Source organism: Streptomyces sp. NBC_00691 (assembly GCF_036226665.1).
GTDB lineage: Bacteria > Actinomycetota > Actinomycetes > Streptomycetales > Streptomycetaceae > Streptomyces.
In genome coordinates this window covers 7,929,927-7,950,324 of the sequence record NZ_CP109007.1, presented here as the reverse complement: position 1 = coordinate 7,950,324, position 20,398 = coordinate 7,929,927, and the positions used below count along the sequence as shown (strand labels likewise).

The 20,398-nt window shown below is 72.0% G+C and carries 20 protein-coding genes and 1 riboswitch; of the genes, 9 read left to right on the top strand and 11 right to left on the bottom strand.

The annotated features are described in order from the left end of the window. The first annotated feature begins 17 nt into the window (after positions 1-17). Positions 18-455 (top strand): nitroreductase family deazaflavin-dependent oxidoreductase, encoded by a 438-nt coding sequence (locus OG392_RS35525; RefSeq protein ID WP_329286447.1) that lies wholly within the window; start codon positions 18-20, stop codon positions 453-455. On the opposite strand, the gene OG392_RS35520 is transcribed toward OG392_RS35525, so the two are convergent. Next, positions 452-1,501: a DMT family transporter gene (locus OG392_RS35520; protein ID WP_329286444.1), complete on the bottom strand. Its 1,050-nt coding sequence runs from the start codon at positions 1,499-1,501 to the stop codon at positions 452-454. The genes OG392_RS35525 and OG392_RS35520 overlap by 4 nt on opposite strands. 71 nt (positions 1,502-1,572) lie before the next feature. Between OG392_RS35520 and OG392_RS35515 the strand changes: the two genes are divergently transcribed. Next, on the top strand, positions 1,573-2,454 hold the full coding sequence (locus tag OG392_RS35515; protein WP_329286441.1) for a LysR family transcriptional regulator: 882 nt from the start codon (positions 1,573-1,575) through the stop codon (positions 2,452-2,454). Positions 2,455-2,486: 32 nt separating this feature from the next. Here the strand turns inward: OG392_RS35515 and OG392_RS35510 are convergent, their stop codons facing one another. Together OG392_RS35510 and OG392_RS35505 are read right to left on the bottom strand one after the other, a co-directional pair. Beyond that, positions 2,487-3,323, bottom strand: a complete 837-nt coding sequence (locus OG392_RS35510; RefSeq protein WP_329286438.1) for a class II fructose-bisphosphate aldolase — start codon at positions 3,321-3,323, stop codon at positions 2,487-2,489. Positions 3,324-3,434: 111 nt separating this feature from the next. After that, positions 3,435-4,358 (bottom strand): SIS domain-containing protein, encoded by a 924-nt coding sequence (locus tag OG392_RS35505; protein WP_329286436.1) that lies wholly within the window; start codon positions 4,356-4,358, stop codon positions 3,435-3,437. 148 nt (positions 4,359-4,506) lie between these two features. On the opposite strand from OG392_RS35505, the gene OG392_RS35500 reads away from it, so the two are divergent. Together OG392_RS35500 and OG392_RS35495 are read left to right on the top strand one after the other, a co-directional pair. Continuing rightward, positions 4,507-5,328 carry a DeoR/GlpR family DNA-binding transcription regulator gene (locus OG392_RS35500; RefSeq protein ID WP_329286433.1) on the top strand — a complete coding sequence of 274 codons (822 nt, stop codon included), beginning with the start codon at positions 4,507-4,509 and terminating at the stop codon, positions 5,326-5,328. A 177-nt stretch (positions 5,329-5,505) separates the two neighbouring features. Continuing rightward, complete coding sequence (locus OG392_RS35495) at positions 5,506-7,530, top strand: phosphocholine-specific phospholipase C (protein WP_329286430.1); 2,025 nt, start codon at positions 5,506-5,508, stop codon at positions 7,528-7,530. A gap of 63 nt (positions 7,531-7,593) precedes the next feature. Here the strand turns inward: OG392_RS35495 and OG392_RS35490 are convergent, their stop codons facing one another. Continuing rightward, complete coding sequence (locus tag OG392_RS35490) at positions 7,594-8,196, bottom strand: DUF6197 family protein (RefSeq protein ID WP_329286429.1); 603 nt, start codon at positions 8,194-8,196, stop codon at positions 7,594-7,596. Positions 8,197-8,537: 341 nt separating this feature from the next. Next, positions 8,538-8,721, top strand: a riboswitch (cyclic di-AMP (ydaO/yuaA leader). Positions 8,722-8,726: 5 nt separating this feature from the next. On the opposite strand from OG392_RS35490, the gene OG392_RS35485 reads away from it, so the two are divergent. Further along, positions 8,727-9,614 (top strand): LysM peptidoglycan-binding domain-containing protein, encoded by an 888-nt coding sequence (locus OG392_RS35485; RefSeq protein WP_329286428.1) that lies wholly within the window; start codon positions 8,727-8,729, stop codon positions 9,612-9,614. Here OG392_RS35485 and OG392_RS35480 read toward each other — a convergent pair. From OG392_RS35480 to OG392_RS35465, 4 genes are all read right to left on the bottom strand, one after another. Further along, positions 9,608-10,897 carry a phosphoribosyltransferase family protein gene (locus tag OG392_RS35480; protein WP_329286426.1) on the bottom strand — a complete coding sequence of 430 codons (1,290 nt, stop codon included), beginning with the start codon at positions 10,895-10,897 and terminating at the stop codon, positions 9,608-9,610. The two genes, OG392_RS35485 and OG392_RS35480, sit on opposite strands and share 7 nt — an antisense overlap. A gap of 116 nt (positions 10,898-11,013) precedes the next feature. Further along, positions 11,014-11,610: a hypothetical protein gene (locus tag OG392_RS35475; RefSeq protein WP_329286424.1), complete on the bottom strand. Its 597-nt coding sequence runs from the start codon at positions 11,608-11,610 to the stop codon at positions 11,014-11,016. A 198-nt stretch (positions 11,611-11,808) separates the two neighbouring features. Next, complete coding sequence (locus OG392_RS35470; RefSeq protein WP_329286423.1) at positions 11,809-12,675, bottom strand: universal stress protein; 867 nt, start codon at positions 12,673-12,675, stop codon at positions 11,809-11,811. A gap of 298 nt (positions 12,676-12,973) precedes the next feature. Continuing rightward, positions 12,974-13,738 carry an alpha/beta fold hydrolase gene (locus OG392_RS35465; protein ID WP_329286421.1) on the bottom strand — a complete coding sequence of 255 codons (765 nt, stop codon included), beginning with the start codon at positions 13,736-13,738 and terminating at the stop codon, positions 12,974-12,976. 221 nt (positions 13,739-13,959) lie between these two features. Between OG392_RS35465 and OG392_RS35460 the strand changes: the two genes are divergently transcribed. The 3 genes from OG392_RS35460 to OG392_RS35450 all read left to right on the top strand — a co-directional run bounded on the left by OG392_RS35460 (position 13,960) and on the right by OG392_RS35450 (position 17,918). Then, complete coding sequence (locus OG392_RS35460) at positions 13,960-16,560, top strand: SpoIIE family protein phosphatase (RefSeq protein ID WP_329286419.1); 2,601 nt, start codon at positions 13,960-13,962, stop codon at positions 16,558-16,560. 111 nt (positions 16,561-16,671) lie between these two features. Then, positions 16,672-16,920: a type B 50S ribosomal protein L31 gene (locus tag OG392_RS35455; RefSeq protein ID WP_329286418.1), complete on the top strand. Its 249-nt coding sequence runs from the start codon at positions 16,672-16,674 to the stop codon at positions 16,918-16,920. Positions 16,921-17,078: 158 nt separating this feature from the next. Next, positions 17,079-17,918, top strand: coding sequence for an SDR family oxidoreductase (locus OG392_RS35450; protein ID WP_329286416.1), 840 nt, complete (start codon positions 17,079-17,081; stop codon positions 17,916-17,918). 195 nt (positions 17,919-18,113) lie between these two features. On the opposite strand, the gene OG392_RS35445 is transcribed toward OG392_RS35450, so the two are convergent. Next, positions 18,114-18,611, bottom strand: a complete 498-nt coding sequence (locus OG392_RS35445) for a peptidylprolyl isomerase (RefSeq protein ID WP_329286414.1) — start codon at positions 18,609-18,611, stop codon at positions 18,114-18,116. 124 nt (positions 18,612-18,735) lie between these two features. Continuing rightward, the gene (locus OG392_RS35440) at positions 18,736-18,948 is read right to left on the bottom strand and encodes a hypothetical protein (RefSeq protein WP_329286412.1); all 213 of its coding nucleotides are present in this window, start codon (positions 18,946-18,948) and stop codon (positions 18,736-18,738) included. Between the two features lie 266 nt (positions 18,949-19,214). Between OG392_RS35440 and OG392_RS35435 the strand changes: the two genes are divergently transcribed. Further along, positions 19,215-19,736 carry an AMIN-like domain-containing (lipo)protein gene (locus OG392_RS35435; protein WP_329286411.1) on the top strand — a complete coding sequence of 174 codons (522 nt, stop codon included), beginning with the start codon at positions 19,215-19,217 and terminating at the stop codon, positions 19,734-19,736. Between the two features lie 131 nt (positions 19,737-19,867). On the opposite strand, the gene OG392_RS35430 is transcribed toward OG392_RS35435, so the two are convergent. Further along, positions 19,868-20,377: an NUDIX hydrolase gene (locus tag OG392_RS35430; protein ID WP_329286410.1), complete on the bottom strand. Its 510-nt coding sequence runs from the start codon at positions 20,375-20,377 to the stop codon at positions 19,868-19,870. Between the last annotated feature and the right edge of the window lie 21 nt (positions 20,378-20,398).

Sequence of the window (20,398 nt, the reverse complement as noted above, 5' to 3'; positions counted from 1 at the left end):
TCAACGAAAGGGATGCCATGCCACTCGAAGGTGAATACGAGCCCAGCCCGTCGACGTGGGTACGCGATCAGGTCGAGTTGTACGAGTCGTCCGGCGGCACCGAGGGCACCACCATGCGGGGCATGCCGGTCGTCCTGGTCACGAACCGCGGCGCGAAGAGCGGCAAGCTCCGCAAGACCCCCCTCATGCGGGTCGAGCACGAGGGGGCGTACGCGCTCGTCGCGTCCAACGGCGGGGCCGTCAAGCACCCCGTCTGGTACCACAATCTCGTCGCCTTCCCCCTCGTCGAGGTGCGCGACGGCACCCAGGTGTGGGACATGGAGGCCCGTCAGGTCACCGGTGAGGAGCGCGCGACCTGGTGGGACCGGGCGGTCGCGGCCTTCCCCGACTACGCCGACTACCAGCTCAAGGCCGAGCGCGAGATCCCCGTCTTCGTGGTCGAGCGGGTCGGCTAGGTCCTCGCGCAGGTGCTCCGGGCGGTCGGTGCGACCGCCCGGGGCGGGTCGGCCGCGAGAGGCGGGTCGGTCACCAGGGACACACCGTCCGTCGCGATCGCGGGCTTCGCCCCGGGCCGGCCCGTCACCTCTGTCGCATCCGTCGCCTCTGTCGTATCCGTCGCTTCGGGCGCCTTGAGGGGCGCTCGCATCCGTCCCCTCGTCAGCCCCACCCCCACCAGCACGACCGCCATTCCCGCAGTCACCCGTGCCGTCAGCGGTTCGTCGAGAATCAGCGCACCCAGGGTCACGGACACCACGGGGAGCAGATAGCCGACCGTGGCGGCGGCGGTCGGGCCCTCTTCCGCGATCATCCGGTAGTTCAGGTGGAAGGTCAGCCCGGTGGCGAAGACCCCGAGGACGACGACCGCGAGGACGCCCGTCCAGGTCACCGCCGCCGTTCCGCCGGTCGCGAGCGCGGGCGTGCTCAGGGTGGTCGCGGTGAGGAGTTGCGCGGCGGAGAGTGCCAGCGGCGCGGTGCCACGGCCGGTGAGGTGACGGGCCATATAGGCGAAGGCCACGGCGTAGCTCGCGGAGGCGCCGAGCAGCGCGAGGGCGCCCCAGCTCATCAGACCGGAGCCGTGACTCCAGGGGGCGAAGATCAGCAGCACTCCGGCGAAGCCGAGGCCGAGTCCGGTCAGGCGGGCGGCGCGCAGCGGGCGTTCGGTGCCCAGGGCCAGGCCGATGAGGAGGGACCAGAGCGGGGTCGTCGCGTTGAGCACGCCCGCGACCCCGCTGTCCACGGTCTGCTCTCCGACCGAGAAGAGCAGGAACGGCAGCGCGTTGCAGAAGAAGGCGGCGACGACGAGCCGCCCCCACGTGGCCCGGTCGCGTGGCAGCCGCTGCCCCGCCCCGTACGCGAGCGCGAGGAGCACCGCGGCGCCCAGCACGCACCGGACGAAGGTGATCCACCCGGGGGTGAGGCCCTCGTTGAGGGAGATCTTGATCCAGAGGAAGCCGGAGCCCCAGAGCAGGGCCAGCACGCCCATACGTATCGCCGATGTCATGTCCTCACCGTCCCGCGCCGGATCCAACAGAACAAGCGATGAATCATGCATCCAGCGTTAAGCTGTGCTACATGCTGGATGTGAGACGCATGCAGGTGCTCCGGGCCGTCGTCACCAGCGGATCGGTCACCGCCGCCGCCGCGAACCTCGGCTACACCCCGTCCGCCGTGAGTCAGCAGATCGGCGTCCTGGAGAAGGAGGCGGGCATCGCACTGCTCGAACGGTTCGGCCGGGGCGTGCGGCCGACCGCCGCAGGGCGGCTGCTCACCGAGCACGCCGCCGTGATCGGCCGTCAGGTCGCCGAGGCCGAGACCGCCCTCGCCGATCTGCGGGCGGGCCGCACCGGCCGGATCTCGGTCCGCTACTTCGCCACCGCGGGCGCGGATCTCGTGGCCCCGGCCCTGGCCCGCTTCCGTACCGAACACCCGGGCGTGCGCGTCGACCTGAGGATCGCCGACGGCGCGCCGCCCGACGAGGAGACGGACCTCACCCTTGTCGTACGGCCCCGGGGCGGCGGTCCCGACGCGGCCGGCGACGGCCTCCGGCTGGTCCATCTGCTCGACGACCCCTATCGCGCCGTACTGCCCAAGGGCCATCCGCTCGCCGAGCACCGTACCGCCGTCGACCTGGCCGAACTCGCCGGCGAGCCGTGGGTGGGCAGCGAGCGGCCCGGCCCCTGTCTCGACGCGGTCCTCGGCGCCTGCGCGGCGGCCGGGTTCGCCCCGGACATCGCGGTGGAGTGCGAGGAGTACGCCACCGCGCAGGGTTTCGTCGCGGCCGGCCTCGGCGTCAGCCTGATCCCGCTGATGGGCCTGGGCAGCCGCCATCCGCAGGTGGTCGTGCGCAGGGTCCGCGGGCCGGAGCCGGTCCGGTCGATCCACGCGGCGGTACGGAAGTCCTCGCTGTCCCTGCCCGCCGTACGCGGCCTCCTCGCGGCGCTCCAGGGAGCGTGATCGGGGGCGGGGAGGCATCCGGCGCGGCCGGCTCAGGCGGGAGACAGGACCGTCAGGAGGTGGGCGACCTCCCGGGCCACGGCCGTGCGCGCGGGGGTCAGGTAGTGCCGGGGGTCCACCGCCTCGGGGTGCTCGGTCAGGTGGGTGCGGACGGCCCGGGTGAAGGCCTTGTTCAGATGGGTGGAGACGTTCACCTTGGTCATGCCCGCGGCGATGGCGGCGGTGAGGTCCCCGTCCGACACGCCCGAGGAGCCGTGCAGGACGAGCGGGGTGTCGACGGCGGCACGCAGGCGCGCGATGAGGGCGAAGTCGAGGACGGCGTCCCGGGTCAGCATCTGGTGGGAGCTGCCGACCGCGACCGCGAGGGCGTCGACGCCGGTGGCCGCGACGAAGGCACGGGCCTCGTCGGGATCGGTCCGTACGCCCGGGGTGTGGGCGCCGCCCTTGCCGCCGACCTCGCCGAGTTCGGCCTCGACCCAGACGCCGTGCTGGTGGCAGTACTCCACGACCTCACGCGTCGAGGCCACGTTCTCGGCGTAGGGGAGCTTCGAGGCGTCGAACATGACCGAGCCCAGGCCGAGTCCGACGGCCTCGCGGACGAGGTCGGGGTTCTCGGCGTGGTCGAGGTGGACGGCGACGGAGGTCTTGGCCGCGCGGGCGATGGCGAGGGACGCGAGGGCGACCGGCTCAAGGGCGCCGTGGTAGCGGACGGTGTTCTCGCTGATCTGCAGGACGACCGGGCGGTCGGCGCTCTCGGAGCCGGCCACGATGGCCTGGGCATGTTCGAGCTGGAGGACGTTGAACGCCCCCACACCGGTACCCGCCGCGCGGGCGCGGCGGACGATCTCATCGGTCGGCGTCAACGGCATGGTGGTCCTTCTCCGGGGGTGTGAACGGGTGTGGGGCGGGTCGGGGGCCGCGGGAGCGGGCTTCACCGCCGCGGCGGGGGGCCCGGGCGGCTGCCGGGCCCGCGCGGGGGCTCAGGCCTGGGCGTCGGTGAGGACGACGGAGCGGGTCAGGTTCCGCGGGGTGTCCGGGTTCAGGCCCTGGGCCTCGGCGACGGCCACCGCGAGCCGCTGGGCCCGGATCAGGTCGGCGAGCGGGTCGAGGTCGCTCTCGGCGAGGGTGCCGCCCACCTTGCGGACCTCGTCCGCGAGTCCGGCCGGCAGCGTGCCGAAGCCCCAGGTGACCCGGCCGGGTCCGGTGATGCTGATGGGGCCGTGGCGGTACTCCATCGCCGGGTATGCCTCGGTCCACGCGCCCGCGGCCTCGCGCATCTTCAGACCGGCCTCCAGGGCGAGGCCGTAGGTCCAGCCCATGCCGAGGAAGGTGAACTGCTCCGCCCCCCGGACGTCCTCGGCGAGCGGAGAGGCGAGGGCCAGTTCGGCGTCCTTCGCGGCCTCCTCGAGGGTGGCCACCCCCTCGGGCAGAGCGTCCTCGGCCTCCAGGTGCGCGCGGAAGAGGGCGAGCGCCGTGGTCGCGAAGCGGGTCTGGACCACCGACTCCTCGTCGGCGAAGTCCAGGACGGCGACCTCGTCGGCGAGGTCCATGACCGGGGTCGTGGGATCGGCCGTGATCGCTCCCGTGGGGATCGTTCCCCGCAGCCGGGACAGCACGGCCAGCACCTCGCTGGTGGTGCCGGAGCGGGTGATGGCCACGACCCGGTCGTAGCCACGTCCGTAGGGGAACTCGGAGGCGGCGAAGGCGTCGGTCTCCCCGTGGCCGCCGGACTCGCGCAGCTCGGCGTAGGCCAGAGCCATGAACCAGGAGGTGCCGCAGCCGATCACCGCGACCCGCTCACCGCGGCGGGGCAGCGCGGAGGTGTGCTGGGGCAGCGTGCGGGCAGCCTGACGCCAGGTCGTCGGCTGGGACGCGATCTCCACGGCGGTACGGGTGGTACTCATGCCGGTCTCCTTGCAAGAAGCGTGCACTGAAATGATGGAAGATGCTTGAAGTCGATGCTATTCAAGCAGAAACAAGCATCAGCTTTCCAGGTCCCGCGCCCGTCGGCGGATAGAATCGGACGCGCGCACGAGCCCGAGGGAGGGACCCATGTCCAAGCACGAGCGGTGGAACACGCTCCTTGAACTACTCGCCGCCTCGGGGAAGCTGGAGGTCGAGGAGGCGGCGACCGCATTGGACGTCTCGGCCGCCACCATCCGCCGGGACCTCGACGAGCTCGCCGAGCAGCAACTGTTGATACGGACACGGGGCGGGGCGGTCGCGCACGGCGTCTCCTACGAGCTGCCGCTGCGGTACAAGTCGACGCGGCACGCCGCGGAGAAGCGGCGGATCGCCGAGGCGACCGCCGACCTGATCGCGCCCGGCGAGGTCGTCGGGCTCAACGGCGGCACGACGACGACGGAGGTGGCGCGCGCCCTCGCCCTGCGGTTCGCGAGCGGTCGGGCCGACACCGCGGGGACGGCCGGAACGGCGGGAACAGCGAGCTCCGGACCCGCGCTGACCGTGGTCACCAACGCGCTCAACATCGCGGGCGAGCTCGCGGTGCGCCCACAGATCAAGATCGTCACCACCGGTGGCGTCGCACGCCCCCAGACATACGAACTGGTCGGCCCCCTCACGGTCGGGGTGCTCAACGAGGTCGTGCTCGACGTGGTCGTGCTCGGGGTCGACGGTGTCGACGCCGGGCTCGGCGTGATGGCGCACCAGGAGGACGAGGCGAGCATCAGCCGGCTCTTCGCGGAGCGGGCGAGCCGGGTCGTCGTGGTGACCGACTCCTCGAAGATGGGCCGCAGGGCCTTCGCGCGGATCTGTGGTCTGGACCGGATCGATCTGCTCGTGACCGACACGGGCATCGACGCGGAGACGGTCGCCCAGCTCACCGAGGCCGGAGTGAAGGTCCTCACCGTCTGAACCTTCGACGTTCATTGGTATGCAGCTGAACCAATCTACGGCCCTGAACCCCAAGGATCCAGGGCGCCCAGGGATGTTAATCCACTAATTACCGCACGGCTGTATACCTTTAAGCTCCCCTCCCCCATCATGTCTCCGACGTGCCGCCAGGGCACACCGTGACAGGAGAGGCGGAGCATGATTCCCATCAGCCGCAGAGGATTCGTCGGCATCGGCGCGGGGCTCGTGGCGGGCGCGGCACTGCCGACGGCCCGGGCCTCCGCCGCCGCGAAGGCGGCCATCGGTACCCTCACCGACGTCCGGCACGTGGTGATCCTCATGCAGGAGAACCGCAGCTTCGACCACTACTTCGGCACCCTGCGCGGGGTACGGGGCTTCGGCGACCGCGCCGCGGGCAACATCCCCGGCGGCTGGGGCATGTTCAACCAGCCCAACTGGGGCGGTCGGCAGTATCCCTGGAAGCTCAGCGACACCCCGCCCGCCGGCGGGGTGGACGGCGAGACCCTCGCCCAGTGCAACGGCGATCTCCCGCACAGCTGGAACTCCCAGCACGCCGCGTGGAACAAGGGCCGTCTCGACAACTGGGTCACCGGAGTGGGCAACACCCGGACGCTCGGGCACCTCGACCGCGAGGACATCCCCTTCCACCACGCGCTCGCCGACCACTACACCGTCTGCGACGCCTACTTCTGTTCGGCGCTGAGCGCCACCGGCCCCAACCGCACCTTCCTGTGGAGCGGGAAGATCGACGGCTCCAGCAAGGACGGCGGCGACGAGTCGGGACTCACCTGGGAGACGTACGCCGAGGCGCTCCAGCGGGCGGGGGTGAGCTGGAAGGTCTACCAGAACGCCCAGGACAACTACGGCGACAACGGACTCGCGTACTTCAAGAGGTTCACCGACGCACGGCCAGGGGACCCGCTGTACGACCGCGGGATGGGCTCGGTCCCCAAGGTGACGGGCTCGACCCCGGACGACATCGCCGCCGCGATCCGCGCCGACGTCGTCGCGGGCACCCTGCCCCAGGTCTCGTGGGTGGTCGCGAGCGAGGCGTTCTCGGAGCACCCCTACGCTCCGCCCGGGGACGGCGCGCACTTCGTCGACCTCGTCTACCGCGCGCTCTCCGCCGACGCCGAGGTCTTCGACTCGACCGTGCTGTTCCTCAACTACGACGAGAACGACGGCTTCTTCGACCACGTGCCGCCGCCGGTCGCACCGCCGGGCACCCCGGGCGAGTACCTCGACGGCCTGCCGATCGGACTGGGCTTCCGGGTCCCCATGATTGTCATGTCCCCGTGGACCCGGGGCGGCTGGGTGAGCTCGGAGGTCTTCGACCACACCTCGGTACTGCGCTTCATGGAGACATGGACGACGGCCCTCGGCACCCCGGCCACCTGCCCCAACATCAGTGCCTGGCGGCGGAAGGTGACGGGCGATCTGACCGGCGTCTTCGACTTCGCCCACCCGGTGTACGGCGTGCCGGCCGGCCTCCCCTCCACGGCGAAGGTCATCGGCCAGGCGACCTGCGGCCCGCTGCCGAACCCGGCGCCCCAGAACAACGCGCAGCCCGCGCAGGAGTCCGGCACCCGGCCCGCTCGCGCGCTGCCCTACCAGGTGAACGGCAATCTCGACCGCTTCGAGTTCGGGGCCGCGGGCAAGATCCTCGCCTGGTTCTCGATGACGAACCAGGGCACCGAGGCCAAGCGGGCGGCCCACTTCTCGATCCACCCGCACCAGCACCGCGACACGGCCGCCTGGCAGTACACCGTCGACCCGGGCGGCACCGCCACCGACTACTTCAACATCGGTCTGGGGTCGGGGTCCGGCAAGTACGACATCTCCATGATGGGCCCCAACCGCTTCCTGCGCCGGTTCATCGGGGACGCGTCCAAGGCAGGCAAGGCCATCGAGGTGACCTCCCGGTTCGCGACCGAGGCGGGGACGGGCCGGACGGCCCTGTGGTTCAAGCTGAGCAACACCTCGGCCGGGCCGGTGACGTTCACGATCCGCTCGAACGGCTACCGCACGGACGGCCCCTGGACCTACACGGTCCCGGCCGGCTCCACGCGGGAGGACTTCTTCAACGCGGTCGCCTACAACAACGGCTGGTACGACTTCACCGTCGTGGCCGACATCGACGGGACCTGGTCGCGCCGGTACACCGGCCACATCGAGACCGGAGCCCCGAGCATCACCGGCTGATGCCGCCCACCGGGTGCGGTGCGACGGCTCTACGCCGGCCGCCCCGCACCCGCGGGCAGGCCGTCACCGTCCGGCCTGGGACGCGCGCAGGATCGTGGCGTCGAGGAGGGCCACCGCGTCGGCGGCCGTACGGCCCGGGGCCCGGTTCCAGGGCCCGATCAGCTCGTGCCATCCCCGAGACCGAAGCTCGGCCATGATCCAGGCGCCCGCCTCGTTCATCGTCGTCGCGCTGCCGTGGCCGAGACGGTGCGCGGCGAGGAGCGCGCCGCAGACGCACCGGGCACCTCGTGCGTCGCGCAGCTTGTACGGGGCGTTCTGCCAGCCCCACTCCGTCAGCACGAGGCGCGCGTAGCCGAGGTGGACGGAGGGGCGCAGCTCCGGTCGGCCGATGCGGCGCCAGACGTGCAGCCGGTCGGGCAGGACGGCCCCGATCCGGCCGGGGAGGCGGCGCTCGGCGGGGAGGGCCGGCGGCAGCGCGTCGAGCGCGTCGGCGACGAGCCGCTCCACCGGCACGCTGAGCAGTTCACGCCAGCTCTCCGCACCGGGTGCGGATACCTGGGGCTCGGTCCAGTCGGTGACGATCCGCTGCCAGGCGGCGCTCTCGTAAAGGGCGGCGGCCTCTTGGTCGAGGGTCTCGGGGGTGAGCAGGGAGGCGGAGGGCGGCATCCGGGTGGCTCCTCGGTCGGGTGACTTCATCGTTCACGAGGAATGTCGGTTTTGCGACTTATACCCTTGAGTGCCCACACGGCCGAACGGGGCCTTACCGGCCACTCCGCCATTAAAAGAATTACCGTGCGAATTCGGACATCAGGCACCTGGTGATGCGACTCACTTTCCTGGGAACTCCCCCTTGATCAGAATTCGCGCCGCCCATGCGGGACAAGGAGGTTCGAAGCGCGGCGGACCCCTTCGATCTTGAATTACATGAATTCGGTGATCCTTTCACCGGCCTCCGGACAGAGATCCTCTTGTTCTCCGTCGCATTACTGGCCTACGGTCACCTCCATTCGAGTGGATCGCCGAATCCTGCCACCGCTCGAAATACCTCCCTTTCACCCGACGGCAGGAGCGGGGGACCCACGAATACGCCGGCCCGGATTCCGGGACGGCTCGGGGTGAAGCCGCGTGCGCGCGGCCGGACATCTCCAGTCCGAACCCGACAGCTCACCCCGAAGGCGCCGGAGAGGAATCCCGTCATGCCTGCTCACGGTAAGCACCGCCGTCCCCGCCGCCGCTCCGTCTCCCGTGGACTCGCGCTGGTCGGCACGGGCGGAGCCGCTCTCGCCCTCCCCCTGATCGCCCCGGCCGTGGCCGGCGCCGCGCCCCTTTCCGGCACTCCGGAAACCGCTGCCAAGGCGATCACCGCCCCCGCCGTTCCGGTCGCCGCCAAGGCCGCCACCAAGGCTCCCGCCGCTCCGGCCGCCGCACGCACCTACACGGTCGTCAGCGGTGACTCGCTTTCTCTGATCGCCCAGAAGAAGGGAATTCAGGGCGGCTGGAAGGGCCTTTACAAGGCCAACAGGAGCACGGTGGGTGACAATCCGTCACTTATTCACCCGGGTCTTGAACTGACGCTTCGTCGGGATTCCGTGAAGGCCGCACCCGCGCAGGCGAAGAAGACCTCCACGACCGAACGGGCGAGCCGCTCCGAGCGCCGGAGCGCCACCCCTGCCGTCGCCACCGGCAGCGGTGCCTCGGCCGCCGCGCCCCTCGCCGCCGCCGCCGCTCCGGTCCAGGCCGCGCCCGCCGCCGCCACCTCGTACGCGGACAACCTCGACGGCTGGATCCGCGAGTCGCTGGACATCATGTCCCAGCGCGGCATCCCCGGCTCGTACGACGGGATCCACCGGAACATCATGCGGGAGTCCTCCGGCAACCCCCAGGCCATCAACCTCTGGGACTCCAACGCCGTGGCCGGTACCCCCTCCAAGGGCCTGCTCCAGGTCATCGAGCCGACCTTCCTGGCCTACCACGTGCCCGGCACCTCGATGGACCTGTTCGACCCGGTCGCCAACATCACCGCCGCCTGCAACTACGCGGCCGACCGCTACGGCTCCATCGACAACGTCAACGGCGCCTACTGATCCCGGAAGTGCCCGGTGAACCAGGAGGTGGCGAGCTCCGCCACCTCCTCCAGGGCGCCCGGCTCCTCGAAGAGGTGCGTGGCGCCCTCCACGACCTCCAGTCGGCTCTCGCAGCGCAGCAGCGACTCGGCCCGCCGGTTGAGGTCCAGGACCAGCGCGTCCCTGCCCCCGACCACGAGGAGCGTCGGTGCCGCGACCCGCGCCAGGTGGTCGGCCGCGAGGTCCGGCCGGCCACCGCGTGAGACGACGGCGGCCACGGAGGACTCGGGGTCGCCCGCCGCCCACAGCGCGGCGGCCGCTCCCGTACTGGCCCCGAAGTAGCCCAGCGGAAGGCCTTCGCTCTCCGGCCGCCCGGCCAGCCATTCCGTGGCGCGGGTGAGCCGGCCGGCGAGCAGCGGGGTGTCGAAGACGTGCGCCCGGTCGACTGCCTCGCCCTCGGTGAGCAGGTCGAACAGCAGCGTTCCCAGTCCCGCCCGGTTGAGCACCGCCGCCACCGCCCGATTGCGCGGGCTGTGGCGGCTGCTCCCGCTGCCGTGGGCGAACAGGACGATGCCCCTGGCGTCCTCGGGCACCGCGAGATGCCCGGAGAGTGTGACGCGGTCGGCGACGGGGATCCGTACGTCCGCGTCCTGGACGACCGGTCCGTGCACCGCGCGGAGCCGGTCCAGACAGGCGACGACCTCCTCGTCCGGGGTCTGGGTGAAGTCCCGGTAGAACTGTCCGATCGCGTAGAACAGCTCCGGCGCGTGCACGCTCACGGTCTCGTCGGCCTCACCGCCGAGCCGGGCCGTCCACCCACGGGGCGCCACCGGAACCGCGAGGACGATCCGGGCGGCGCCCCGGGCCCGCACCACCCGGCAGGCCGCCAGCGCCGTCGCGCCCGTGGCGAGACCGTCGTCCACGACCAGGACCGTTCGGCCCTCCAGGGGAACGGACGGCCGGCTGCCCCGATAGCGGCGGGCCCGCTCATCCAGCTCGGCGTGCTCGCGCTCCTCCACCGCGGCCAGGTCACGCGCCCCGACCCCGGCCTCGTGGAGCACCCGCTCGTTCACCACCCGGACGCCGCCCTCGCCGAGCGCGCCCATCGCCAGCTCCGGCTGCTGGGGCACCCCCAGCTTCCGTACGAGACAGATGTCGAGCGGGGCGTCGAGGGCGTCCGCCACCTCCGCCGCGACCGGCACCCCACCGCGCGGCAGACCGAGCACCACGACGTCATGACCCTTGAGATGGCCGAGCCGGGCGGCCAGCTGCCGACCGGCGTCGGTGCGATCACTGAAGAACATGGCCCGCCGCCCTTCCGCCTCCACGGCTCCGGGCCCGGGAGAGCGCCGTGCCCCGTCACCGGGCCGTCCCTCCAGGGTAGGACGGCACCCTCCCCGACGGGCGGGTGAGCCGTCCGTCAGCGGGACTGGAGCGCGTCGAGTGCCACGGCCTGGGCTATCGCGAGCCGCCTGTCCAGCTCCGGGTCCGCTATCTCGACCACGTACCGGTCGCGGAGACCGAAGAGCTTCTCGACGGACATCACCGAGCGGCCCGACTCGGTGAAGTCGAAGTGGTACGGCACGACGAAGGGAAGCAGGTCGGTGAAGGGAAGGAACTCCCAGGCCCGCCGCAGCAGCGCCAGGCCCTCGCTCCGCTCCTGCCCGGTCGACTCCCCCACGGCGCCCTCTCGGGTCAGATGCCAGGTGCTGCGCAGCAGGGAGGCGCCGAAGTTCTTGCGGAAGCCGCCCAGCCGGGTGCCGGACGCTCCGTGCACGTCGTAGGTCGCGCCGAGGTCGACGACCTGGCGGGCCTTGAAGGTGAAGAGGACCTGGCGCCGGGACTCGTCGGTGTAGAAGGTGACGTGCTCCTTGAGCGCCATTCTCTTCTGGTGGGCGAAGGCGACCAGTTCGCCCTCCTGGGCGTCCGCTCCCGCGGTGTGCACGAGATAGCGGTTGGCCAGGGGCGTCACCTTCTGCCGGACGAGGAAGCGGTGCTGCGTCTGCGCGAGGCCCATCGGACGTGCTCCTGCCGGTCGTGGGCGAGTCGGTGGAGGACCCGCCCCATGAGGTCGTGAGCACGATGATCCGGTGCCGAGGGGCCGCACCGCTGTCCTCGAAAGTCGTCGCCTTCGTCGACGTTCGGATGAGATTCCTAGGGGGCGCCGAACCGGCGACGGCGGACCGGCCGGGGACCGCCGGTGCCGACCGCGACGTCAGTCGGACCGTTCCACGGGCTCCCCGCGCACCACCGCGACCGGACACTCCGCGTGGTGGAGCAGGGCCTGGCTGACCGAGCCGAGCAGCAGTCCCGCGAATCCGCCACGTCCCCGCGCCCCCATCACCAGGAGCTGCGCGTCCGCGCTCTCAGCGAGCAGGACCGGCCGTGGCCCGCCCCGCACGAGTCGCCGCTCGACGGGCAGCTCCGGGCGGCTCGCGGCCGCGGCCTCGATCGCCTGGTCGAGGACTCGCCGTTCCTCGTCCCGGATCTCCTCCGTGCCGTGGAAGAGGGGCGTCAGATCGGCCGGTCCCGTCGCCGGCGTCCAGGCGTGCACCACGCGCAGCTCCGCGCCGCGGGCCTCCGCCTCCGCGAAGGCGAACGCCACGGCGGCGTCGGCGTCCGCCGAGCCGTCGACCGCCAGCAGGACGGGCCCGCTCGGCCGCTCACGGCCGCGTACGACGAGGACGGGGCAGGCGGCGTGCGCCGCGAGATGGACGGCGACCGAGCCGAGCAGCAGGCCGGTGAAGGCGCCCGCGCCCCGGCTGCCGACGACCACGAGCGCCGCCGACCGCGAGAGGGTCGCCAGGACGGTGAGCGGTTCCCCCTCCACGATCTCCCCGGCGACATCGATGTCCGGGACGGTCACGCGGGCGCGTGCCACGGCCGTGTCGACGATGGCCTGGGCCTGTCGCCGGAGGCCGCCGGTGGGCGGGCCGTACGGCGAAGGGCCGAGGGGCACCTTGAGCAGCGGCCAGACGAAGGCGTGGACGAGGCTCAGACCGGTACCGCGCACCGCGGCCTCGCGGGCGGCGGCCTCCACGGCCCGCAGTGCGGACTCGGAGCCGTCGACCCCGACCAGCACCCTGACGGCCCGGCCCCGAACGTCGTGGCCACCTCGACCCCGACGGCCTTCACGCGAGCCCCGGGCCCCGACGGGACCCGGGTTTCCGCCCGCGCCCTGAACGTCATCCTGAACATGACCCTCACCCTGAACCTGACCGTGAGGGTTCCGCTCGCTCCGCTCCGCCATCCCGATCCCGCCCTTCCTTCCTCCGGCCGGTGCGCTCCGCACCCTTCACGGGTCGGGTGCCCGGTGGCCGGGGGGGTGTCACCGGGACCGAAGTCCCCGGTGACACCGCGAAAGGTCCCTGCTTCGTCCGTCAGGCGGCGAGAAAGGCCTCGATGGCCTCGGCGAGCGCCTGCGGGGTCTCCTCGGGCGCGTAGTGGCCGGCGTCCTTGAGAACCTCCAGACGCGCGTTGGGGTACCAGCGCAGCCAGGTCGCCTCCATCGCGTCGGCGCCGAGCGCCGGGTCGTGGGCGCCGACGACGAGCAGCACGGGCGCCGGGTTGTCGCGGACGCGCTCGTGGAAGTCCGTGCGCGACCAGGAGTCCAGATAGGCGCGGAAGGCCGTCGCCGAGGAACGCCGGACCGAGCGCTCGACGAGGGTGCTCAGCCAGGCGTCGTCGTACCGGCCGCCGGTGGTGTTGTCGATGATCGCCCGCCGGTTCCCCGCCTGCTCGGCGGCACCGGCGAACAGCTCCCAGGTCGCACCGTCCATGGGGAATCCCGCCGCCGAGACGGGCGAGATGCCGATGATCGAACGGATGCGTTCGGGGGCGTCGAGGAGCATCAGCTGCGCGGCCTTGCCGCCCATCGAGTGCCCGACGACGGAGAAGGAGTCCCAGCCGAGGTCGTCCGCGACCGCGAACGCGTCGGCCGCGACCTCCTCCATCGTGTACGCGCCCGCGTGGTCGAGCGCCTCCCCGTAGCCGCGGCAGTCGACGAAGGCGTAGGAGCCGGACGTGTCGTTCAGATGGGCCCGCAGCGGAGCGAAACTGGTGCGGTCGCCGAACCAGTTGTGCAGCAGGAGGGCCCGCCTCGGCCCCTCGCCCTGCACCTCGTACGGAAGAACCCGGCCCGTCATCCTGCCTCCTGGTCTCGAGGTGGTGTCGCGCGCCCTGGGGCGCCGGTCGACGACCGAGTGTGACGGTACGGACGCGAACGGTCAACACCCCTCCCGCCCGGACACGGCGGGGCAGTGGGTACGGAAACGGGGCGGCGGGCGGATCCTCGAACACGGCGGGCAGCGAGGCGGGGAACGGGTCCGGGATGCGGTGCCTTTCCGGTCAGGCGCATCCTTGCTGTGTGACCGCGCACGGCACGACCGGCCGCGGCCCGGCGGGCAGTACCGGGCGTCTGTCCGGGAGAGGAACTGCCGACGGGCCCGTTTCCGGCGCCCTGACCTGGACACTCGCCGAGGCGGCGCTCCGGGCGGTCGACGAGGTAGGGGGTTACGCGGGCGGGGTGTACCTGCGCTCCGGGACTCCCGGACTGCTGCGGATGGCGGCCCTGGTGGGGCTGCCTGGTCCTCTGTTCCGCCCGTGGTTTCGCATGCACACGAACCGGCCGTTCCCGGTAGCCGAGGTCCATCGCTCCGGACAGTCCGTGCACCTCCACGACGTCGAGGAGGCGATGCGGCGGTTCCCCCAGCTGGTGGCCAGCCTGCCGTTCCCCTTCGCCTCGCTGTACGCGCCGGTCGTCGCCGGTCGCGAGCGGTTCGGGGTCCTCGTGGCGCTGCGGGCGCCGACCCCCGGGGTCCCTGTGGACACCCGCGACCGCAACCGGATGACACGCGGCGCGCTCCGCCTCGGCGAGACCCTGGCCGACCTGGCCCGACAGGGGACGACCCTCGAATGGCCAGGCGACCCGGTGTGCGTCCAGCTCTCCACCTCGGGCGCGGCACCGGTGCGCTTCGGGTCCTTCGAGTGGGACCTCGACACCGGCATGGTCACGCTGGACTCCGGCCTCCTGGGGATCCTCGGTGCGGACGTGCCCTCGCCGTGCCCGATCGACGTCCTCACCGCACTCCTGGAACCGGAGGACGGGTACGCCCTGTGGGCGGCGGCCCGGCAGGCGACGGGGCCGGACGGGCGGCCGGTGGTGCGCCGGATCCGGCTCAAGGGCCCGGACGGAGGTCTGCACCTGCTGGAGGTCTCCACGCGGGCGCGGAGGACCTCCCCGGACGCGGAGACGTACCTGGGCGCAGGATCCGGCTCGGGCTCGGGAGGGGACGCGGCGCCCCGTCTCGGCCTCGGCGGCTTCAGCGCCGGCCTACGGCTCACCTGCACCCTCGTCGACCTCGGCACCGGTCTGATCGGCTCCGACGCCACGGACCGCCTCCCGCGGGCGATCCTGGCGATCGACCGTCTCGGACGCGTCACCTACGTCAACGAGCGCACCGAGCGGCTGCTCGGGCGCCCCCGCGGGTCCCTGGCGGGAAGGCCGCTGTGGGAGGCCCTGCCCTGGTTCGGTCTCCCGTTCCACGAGGAGCAGCTCCGCGCCGCGATGCTCTCCGGTGACCCGGTGCGGTTCCTGGCCCATCCGGAGCATGGCCAGTGGCTCTCGGTCTCCCTCCACCCCGGGCGGGACGGCGTGACCATGGTCCTGGTGCCGGAGAACGATCCCGGCAGGCCCTTGCGGAACATCAAGGCCGGCGGGCCGAGGGAAGACACCCTGTCCTTGCCCGACGACCGGGTCACGGCCCTGTACCGTCCGGTCGCCCTGGCGATCGCGCTGTCGGAGGCGGTGACGGCCCGCCAGGTGTCGGCGGTCGTCACGGAGGAGCTGCTTCCGGCGTTCGGCGGGCGGCAGCTGGCCATCTATCTGCTCAGCGACCGGCGGCTGTACCTGGCCTGGGAGACGGGGTTCCCGCCGGGCTTCCTCGAACCGTTCGACGGGGTGGCCCTGGACGCGCACGTGCCCGGCGTGGAGACGCTGACGACGGGCAGGCCGCTCTTCTTCGAGTCGATGGAACAGCTGGGTCGGCGCTACCCGGATCTGCCGCTGGACGCGCACTCGGGGGCGCGGGCGTTCCTGCCGCTGATCGCCTCCGGCCGGCCGGTCGGCTCCTGCATCCTCGGCTTCGACCGGCCGCGTGGCTTCAGCTCCGAGGAACGAACCGTCCTCACGGCGCTCGCCGGACTCATCGCGCAGGCCTTGGAGCGGGCGCAGCGGTACGACACGGAGTCGGCGGTGGCGCGGGGCCTCCAGGACGCGCTGCTTCCGCACCGGTTGCTCGTCCGGGACGGTGTGGACACGGTGGGCCGCTACCTGCCGGGCACGCAGGGCATGGACGTCGGCGGGGACTGGTACGACGTCATCGAGGCGGGGCACGGACGCCTCGCGCTCGTCATCGGCGACGTCCAGGGCCACGGGGTGGCGGCCGCGGCCACGATGGGTCAGCTGCGCAGCGCCGTACGGGCCTTCGCTCTGGCCGGCCATCGGCCGCAGGACGTGATGCGCGGGACCAACCGGCTGCTCATCGATCTGGACCCCGGACAGTTCGCGAGCTGTTGCTACGTACTCCTCGATCCGCAGTCGGGGGAACTGCGGGCGGTTCGGGCCGGGCATCCGCCACCGTTGCTGATGCACCCGGACGGGAGGACCGAGCGGGTGGAGCTGGCCGGCGGCATGGTGCTCGGGATCGACGACCGCGCGTCGTATCCGGTGACGCGGCTGCGGCTGGCGCCGGGCGCGGTGCTCGCCCTGTTCACGGACGGGCTCGTGGAGAAGCCCGGCCAGGACATCGACGACGGGATCGAACTGCTGCGCAGAACGCTCGCGACGACCGCTTCGCTGCCGCTCGCGGAAGCCGCCGACCGGGTGATCAGGGACGCCCGGCAGGTCACGTCCCGGCCGGACGACATCGCCCTGCTGCTCGCGGCGCGCTGGGCGGACCACGGGTGAGGGTCACCCGGTCGGGCCCGTGGCGCTGGTCGGTGGCCGTGGGCGCGGGGAGGCTGGGGGTGCCGTGCCGATCAGGCCGGACGAGTCAGGGCGTGAGCCCGAGGAGGAGACGTGCAGCAGGACAAGCAGCCCGAGTACGGCCCGGTGGTCTTCCGTGACCGCTCGGCCGGGTACGCCTTTCTGACCCGGTCCACCGCGACCAGCGACCGGACCGTCGAGTGGGACGACGGCAACACGTACCCCGTGGTCGATGTCGAGATCTCCTCCGAGAGCCACCCGTTCTACACGGGCACGGCGCGGACGGTGGACTCCGAGGGCCGGATCGCCAAGTTCGAGCGGCGCTTCGGCGAGGAGGGCTGAGCGCCCCGGCGCGCCCTCGCAGTCCCTCGTTCCCGTTGAGATCTTCCGATCCCGCTCGCGAAACTGGTCAGAAGATGGCCGGTTCGCCTTCCAGGATGAGGTCACGAAGACGGCGGAGCGCTCGCGCTCCGCCGACGACTCCCTGGAGGGGAAGAACTGTGATCGTGGTGACCGGAGCGACCGGAAACGTCGGACGACCGCTGGTGGAGCTGCTGGCCGGGGCCGGTGAGACGGTGACGGCGGTGAGCCGTACGCCGGCTGCCGGGCTGCCCGCCGGAGTGACGCACCGGCAGGGGGATCTGGCCGATGTGAACGGCCTTGAGGAGTTGTTCGACGGTGCCGAGGCGGTGTACCTGCTCGTCGCGGGTCTGGGTGACGAGCTGAACCCGCGCGAGATCGTCGCGGCGGCGGTGGCGGCCGGGGTGCGGCGGATCGTGTTCCAGTCCTCGCAACTGGTGGGAACGCGGACCGATTCGGTGTCGCACGACGTGTTGCGCGCCTTCGAGTCGGCGGTACGGGAGTCGGGCCTGGACTGGACCGTGCTGCGGCCGGGGGGCTTCGCCTCCAACGCGTTCCTCTGGGCCGAGCAGGTCCGTTCCGCGCGTACGGTGGCGGCCCCGTTCGCCGATGTGGCGCTTCCGGTGGTGGACCCGGCGGACATCGCCGAGGTCGCGGGGGAGGTGCTCCGGGACCCGGCGGCGCACGCGGGGCGGACGTACGTCCTGACCGGTCCGGTGGCGGTGTCACCGCGGGAGCAGGTGCGTGCCCTGGCCGGAGCGGTGGGCGACCCGGTGGCGTTCGTGGGGCTCAGCGCGAGCGAGGCCCGTTCCCAGCTGGTGCGGTTCCTGCCGGAGGAGGCCGTCGACGGGATGCTGGCGGTGATGGGCGAGCCCAGCGCGGAGGAGCGGCGGGTGAGTCCCGATGTGGAACGTGTCCTCGGCCGGGCGGCGCGGCCGTTCGCGGCCTGGGCGGAGCGGAACGCGCCCGCCTTCGCCTGAGAACGGCGCGGGGCGCGGTTCATGGACGGGCCGGAGGGGGCTCACGAAGACCACGTCGTGCGGACGGCGGCTCAGGAAGCCGCCGGTGAACCTCGGCGAGGGCGGGGACGCGCGTCGCTCGGACGGCGTCCCCCGCCCCGGCCGGGTGGGTCGAACGAGGGCGCGTGGCGCCCTCGGCTCAGCTCGGAAAGGCGATCAGGCCTTCACGACGCCGGACTCGGAGACCTTGATGACCGCGGAGGTGGCGCCGGAACGCGAGCCGAGGCCCTCGATCTTCTTGACCAGGTCCTGGCCCTCGACGACCTCGCCGAAGACGACGTGCTTGCCGTCGAGCCAGTCGGTGACGATCGTGGTGATGAAGAACTGCGAGCCGTTGCTGTTCGGGCCGGCGTTGGCCATCGACAGCAGGAACGGACGGTCGTGCTTGAGCTTGAAGTTCTCGTCGGCGAACTTCTCGCCGTAGATGCTCTTGCCGCCGGTGCCGTTGCCACGGGTGAAGTCGCCGCCCTGCAGCATGAACTGCGGGATGACGCGGTGGAACGGGGAGCCGGCGTAACCGAAGCCGTGCTCGCCGGTGCAGAGCTCGCGGAAGTTCTGCGCCGTCTTCGGGACGACGTCGTCGAACAGCTTGAAGGTGATCCGGCCCGCGGCCTCGTCGTTGATGGTGATGTCGAAGTAAACGTTGTCGCTCATGGGGACATCCTGTCATTAGTCACGCACGGCGCGCGCACGGGCCGCCTCCTCCCGGGTCACGGTGTGCCGGTGCCCCGCGGCCCGTCGGGGGCGCGGGGCACCGGTCGCCGCGGAGGGCACGGGGTCAGATCAGCCCGCCCGCGCCGGGGGCCGGAAGGGTGCTCTGGGCGCCCTGGACGGTGTCGAGGACGGTGTCGACGCCCTGGTCCTCCTGGAGGAGGCCGGTCGTGCCGGCCAGCGGGTTCTCGGCGGCGTTGGCCTGCGGCGGAGGCGTGATGAGAGCCGTGACGACGCCTGCGGCGAGGGAGGCGATGGCGAGCATGCTGCGCTTCTTCATGCCCTGGTCAACTGCTGAGCGGGCCAGGAGTTACGGGCTGAGCCGGATCCGGGCGCGAACGCCATGAGGAGCGGGGCGCCCCACCGGCCACCCTGTTCGTCCGCCCGGTCCCTCTCGCTCCCCCGATCGCACGCGCACGCCTAGCCGCACGCGCACCTCCAGAGGGCCGGATAATTTACCCCATACCAGGTGGAACCGTATGGTGTGGGTGGATGTCTCTTTCAGTGACAGCACTGTCCCCGTCGCAGGAGAAATCGGGGGACGTCATGCATCACCGTCACACCCTCGCGGCGGTCGCCGCGGGAATCCTGTTGACCGCCGGGATCGGCGCCACGATCCCGGCCGGCGCCACGAACACCCCGTCCCCGCGCTCGTCGCACCAGGCCACAGCCCTGGTCGTCAACGCCCGTTGGGGCGGCCACGCGACCTTCGACCGGCTCGTGATCGACGTACGGGGCGCCATGCCCCCGGTCACCGTGCATCAGGTCGGGGCGCTGCGCTACGACGGCTCGGGCCACAAGGTCCCGCTGGCGGGCAAACGGTTCCTGGAGATCCGCTTCTCCCCCGCGGCCGCCCACGACAACGCCGGCAAGTCCGTCTACCAGGGACCCCGGCTGGTGAAGATCCACCTGCCCGCGCTCAAGGGGGTCGCCCTGACCGGCGACTTCGAGGGCGTGGTCACGATCGGAGCCGCCTTCGACACGACACCCGTCTACACGTCCTTCCGGCTGCACTCTCCGGAGCGTTTCGTGGTCGACATCGCCCACCCGGTGGGCTGCCGGGCCTGAGGGATCCCGGCCGGAGGCGGGGGCGGTCCGGAGGGCCGTCCCCACCTCCGCACTCCTTCCGCGTACGGCCAGGGCCTGTCGTCACACTCCCGTCGTCGCCCGGAGGGCAGCCGGAAGTGTGACGACAGGCCCTATGCCCGGTCCCCTCGGGAGCCGGTCTCCAGGTAGAACGGGATGCCCGTCCTGCGGGCCCGGTCGGTGCCCGCGAGACGGGCGAACTCACGCGGCTCCATCTCCCGCTGCCACTCGTCGAGCGTGCACAGGCGGTATGCGCTGTGTTCCTCGGGATCGAGGACGACGCCGGCGATCTGGTCGTCCGTCAGCTCGCCCCCGTCGAAGACGAAACCGATGTGGTTGGCGGGCCAGTCCTCGCCCCGGTCGGTGACGAAGTGGGTGCCGAGGAGGCGCGGTTCGCCGGTGAAGGTGATCCCGGTCTCCTCGTGGCACTCGCGCACCGCCGTCTCCCAGGGGGTCTCCCCCGGGTCCATGTTCCCGCCGGGCCACTGCCACAGCTCGGTGTCGTAGCTCGCGCGGAGCTGGAAGGGGCGGCCTCGGGTGTCGGTGAAGTAGAGGCAGGCGTATGCCGTCGCTCTCGGCAGGGTCGCGACGTACTCGACGGGCGGCAGCCAGATGTTCGCCATGGGCGGCTCTCCTTCGACGGG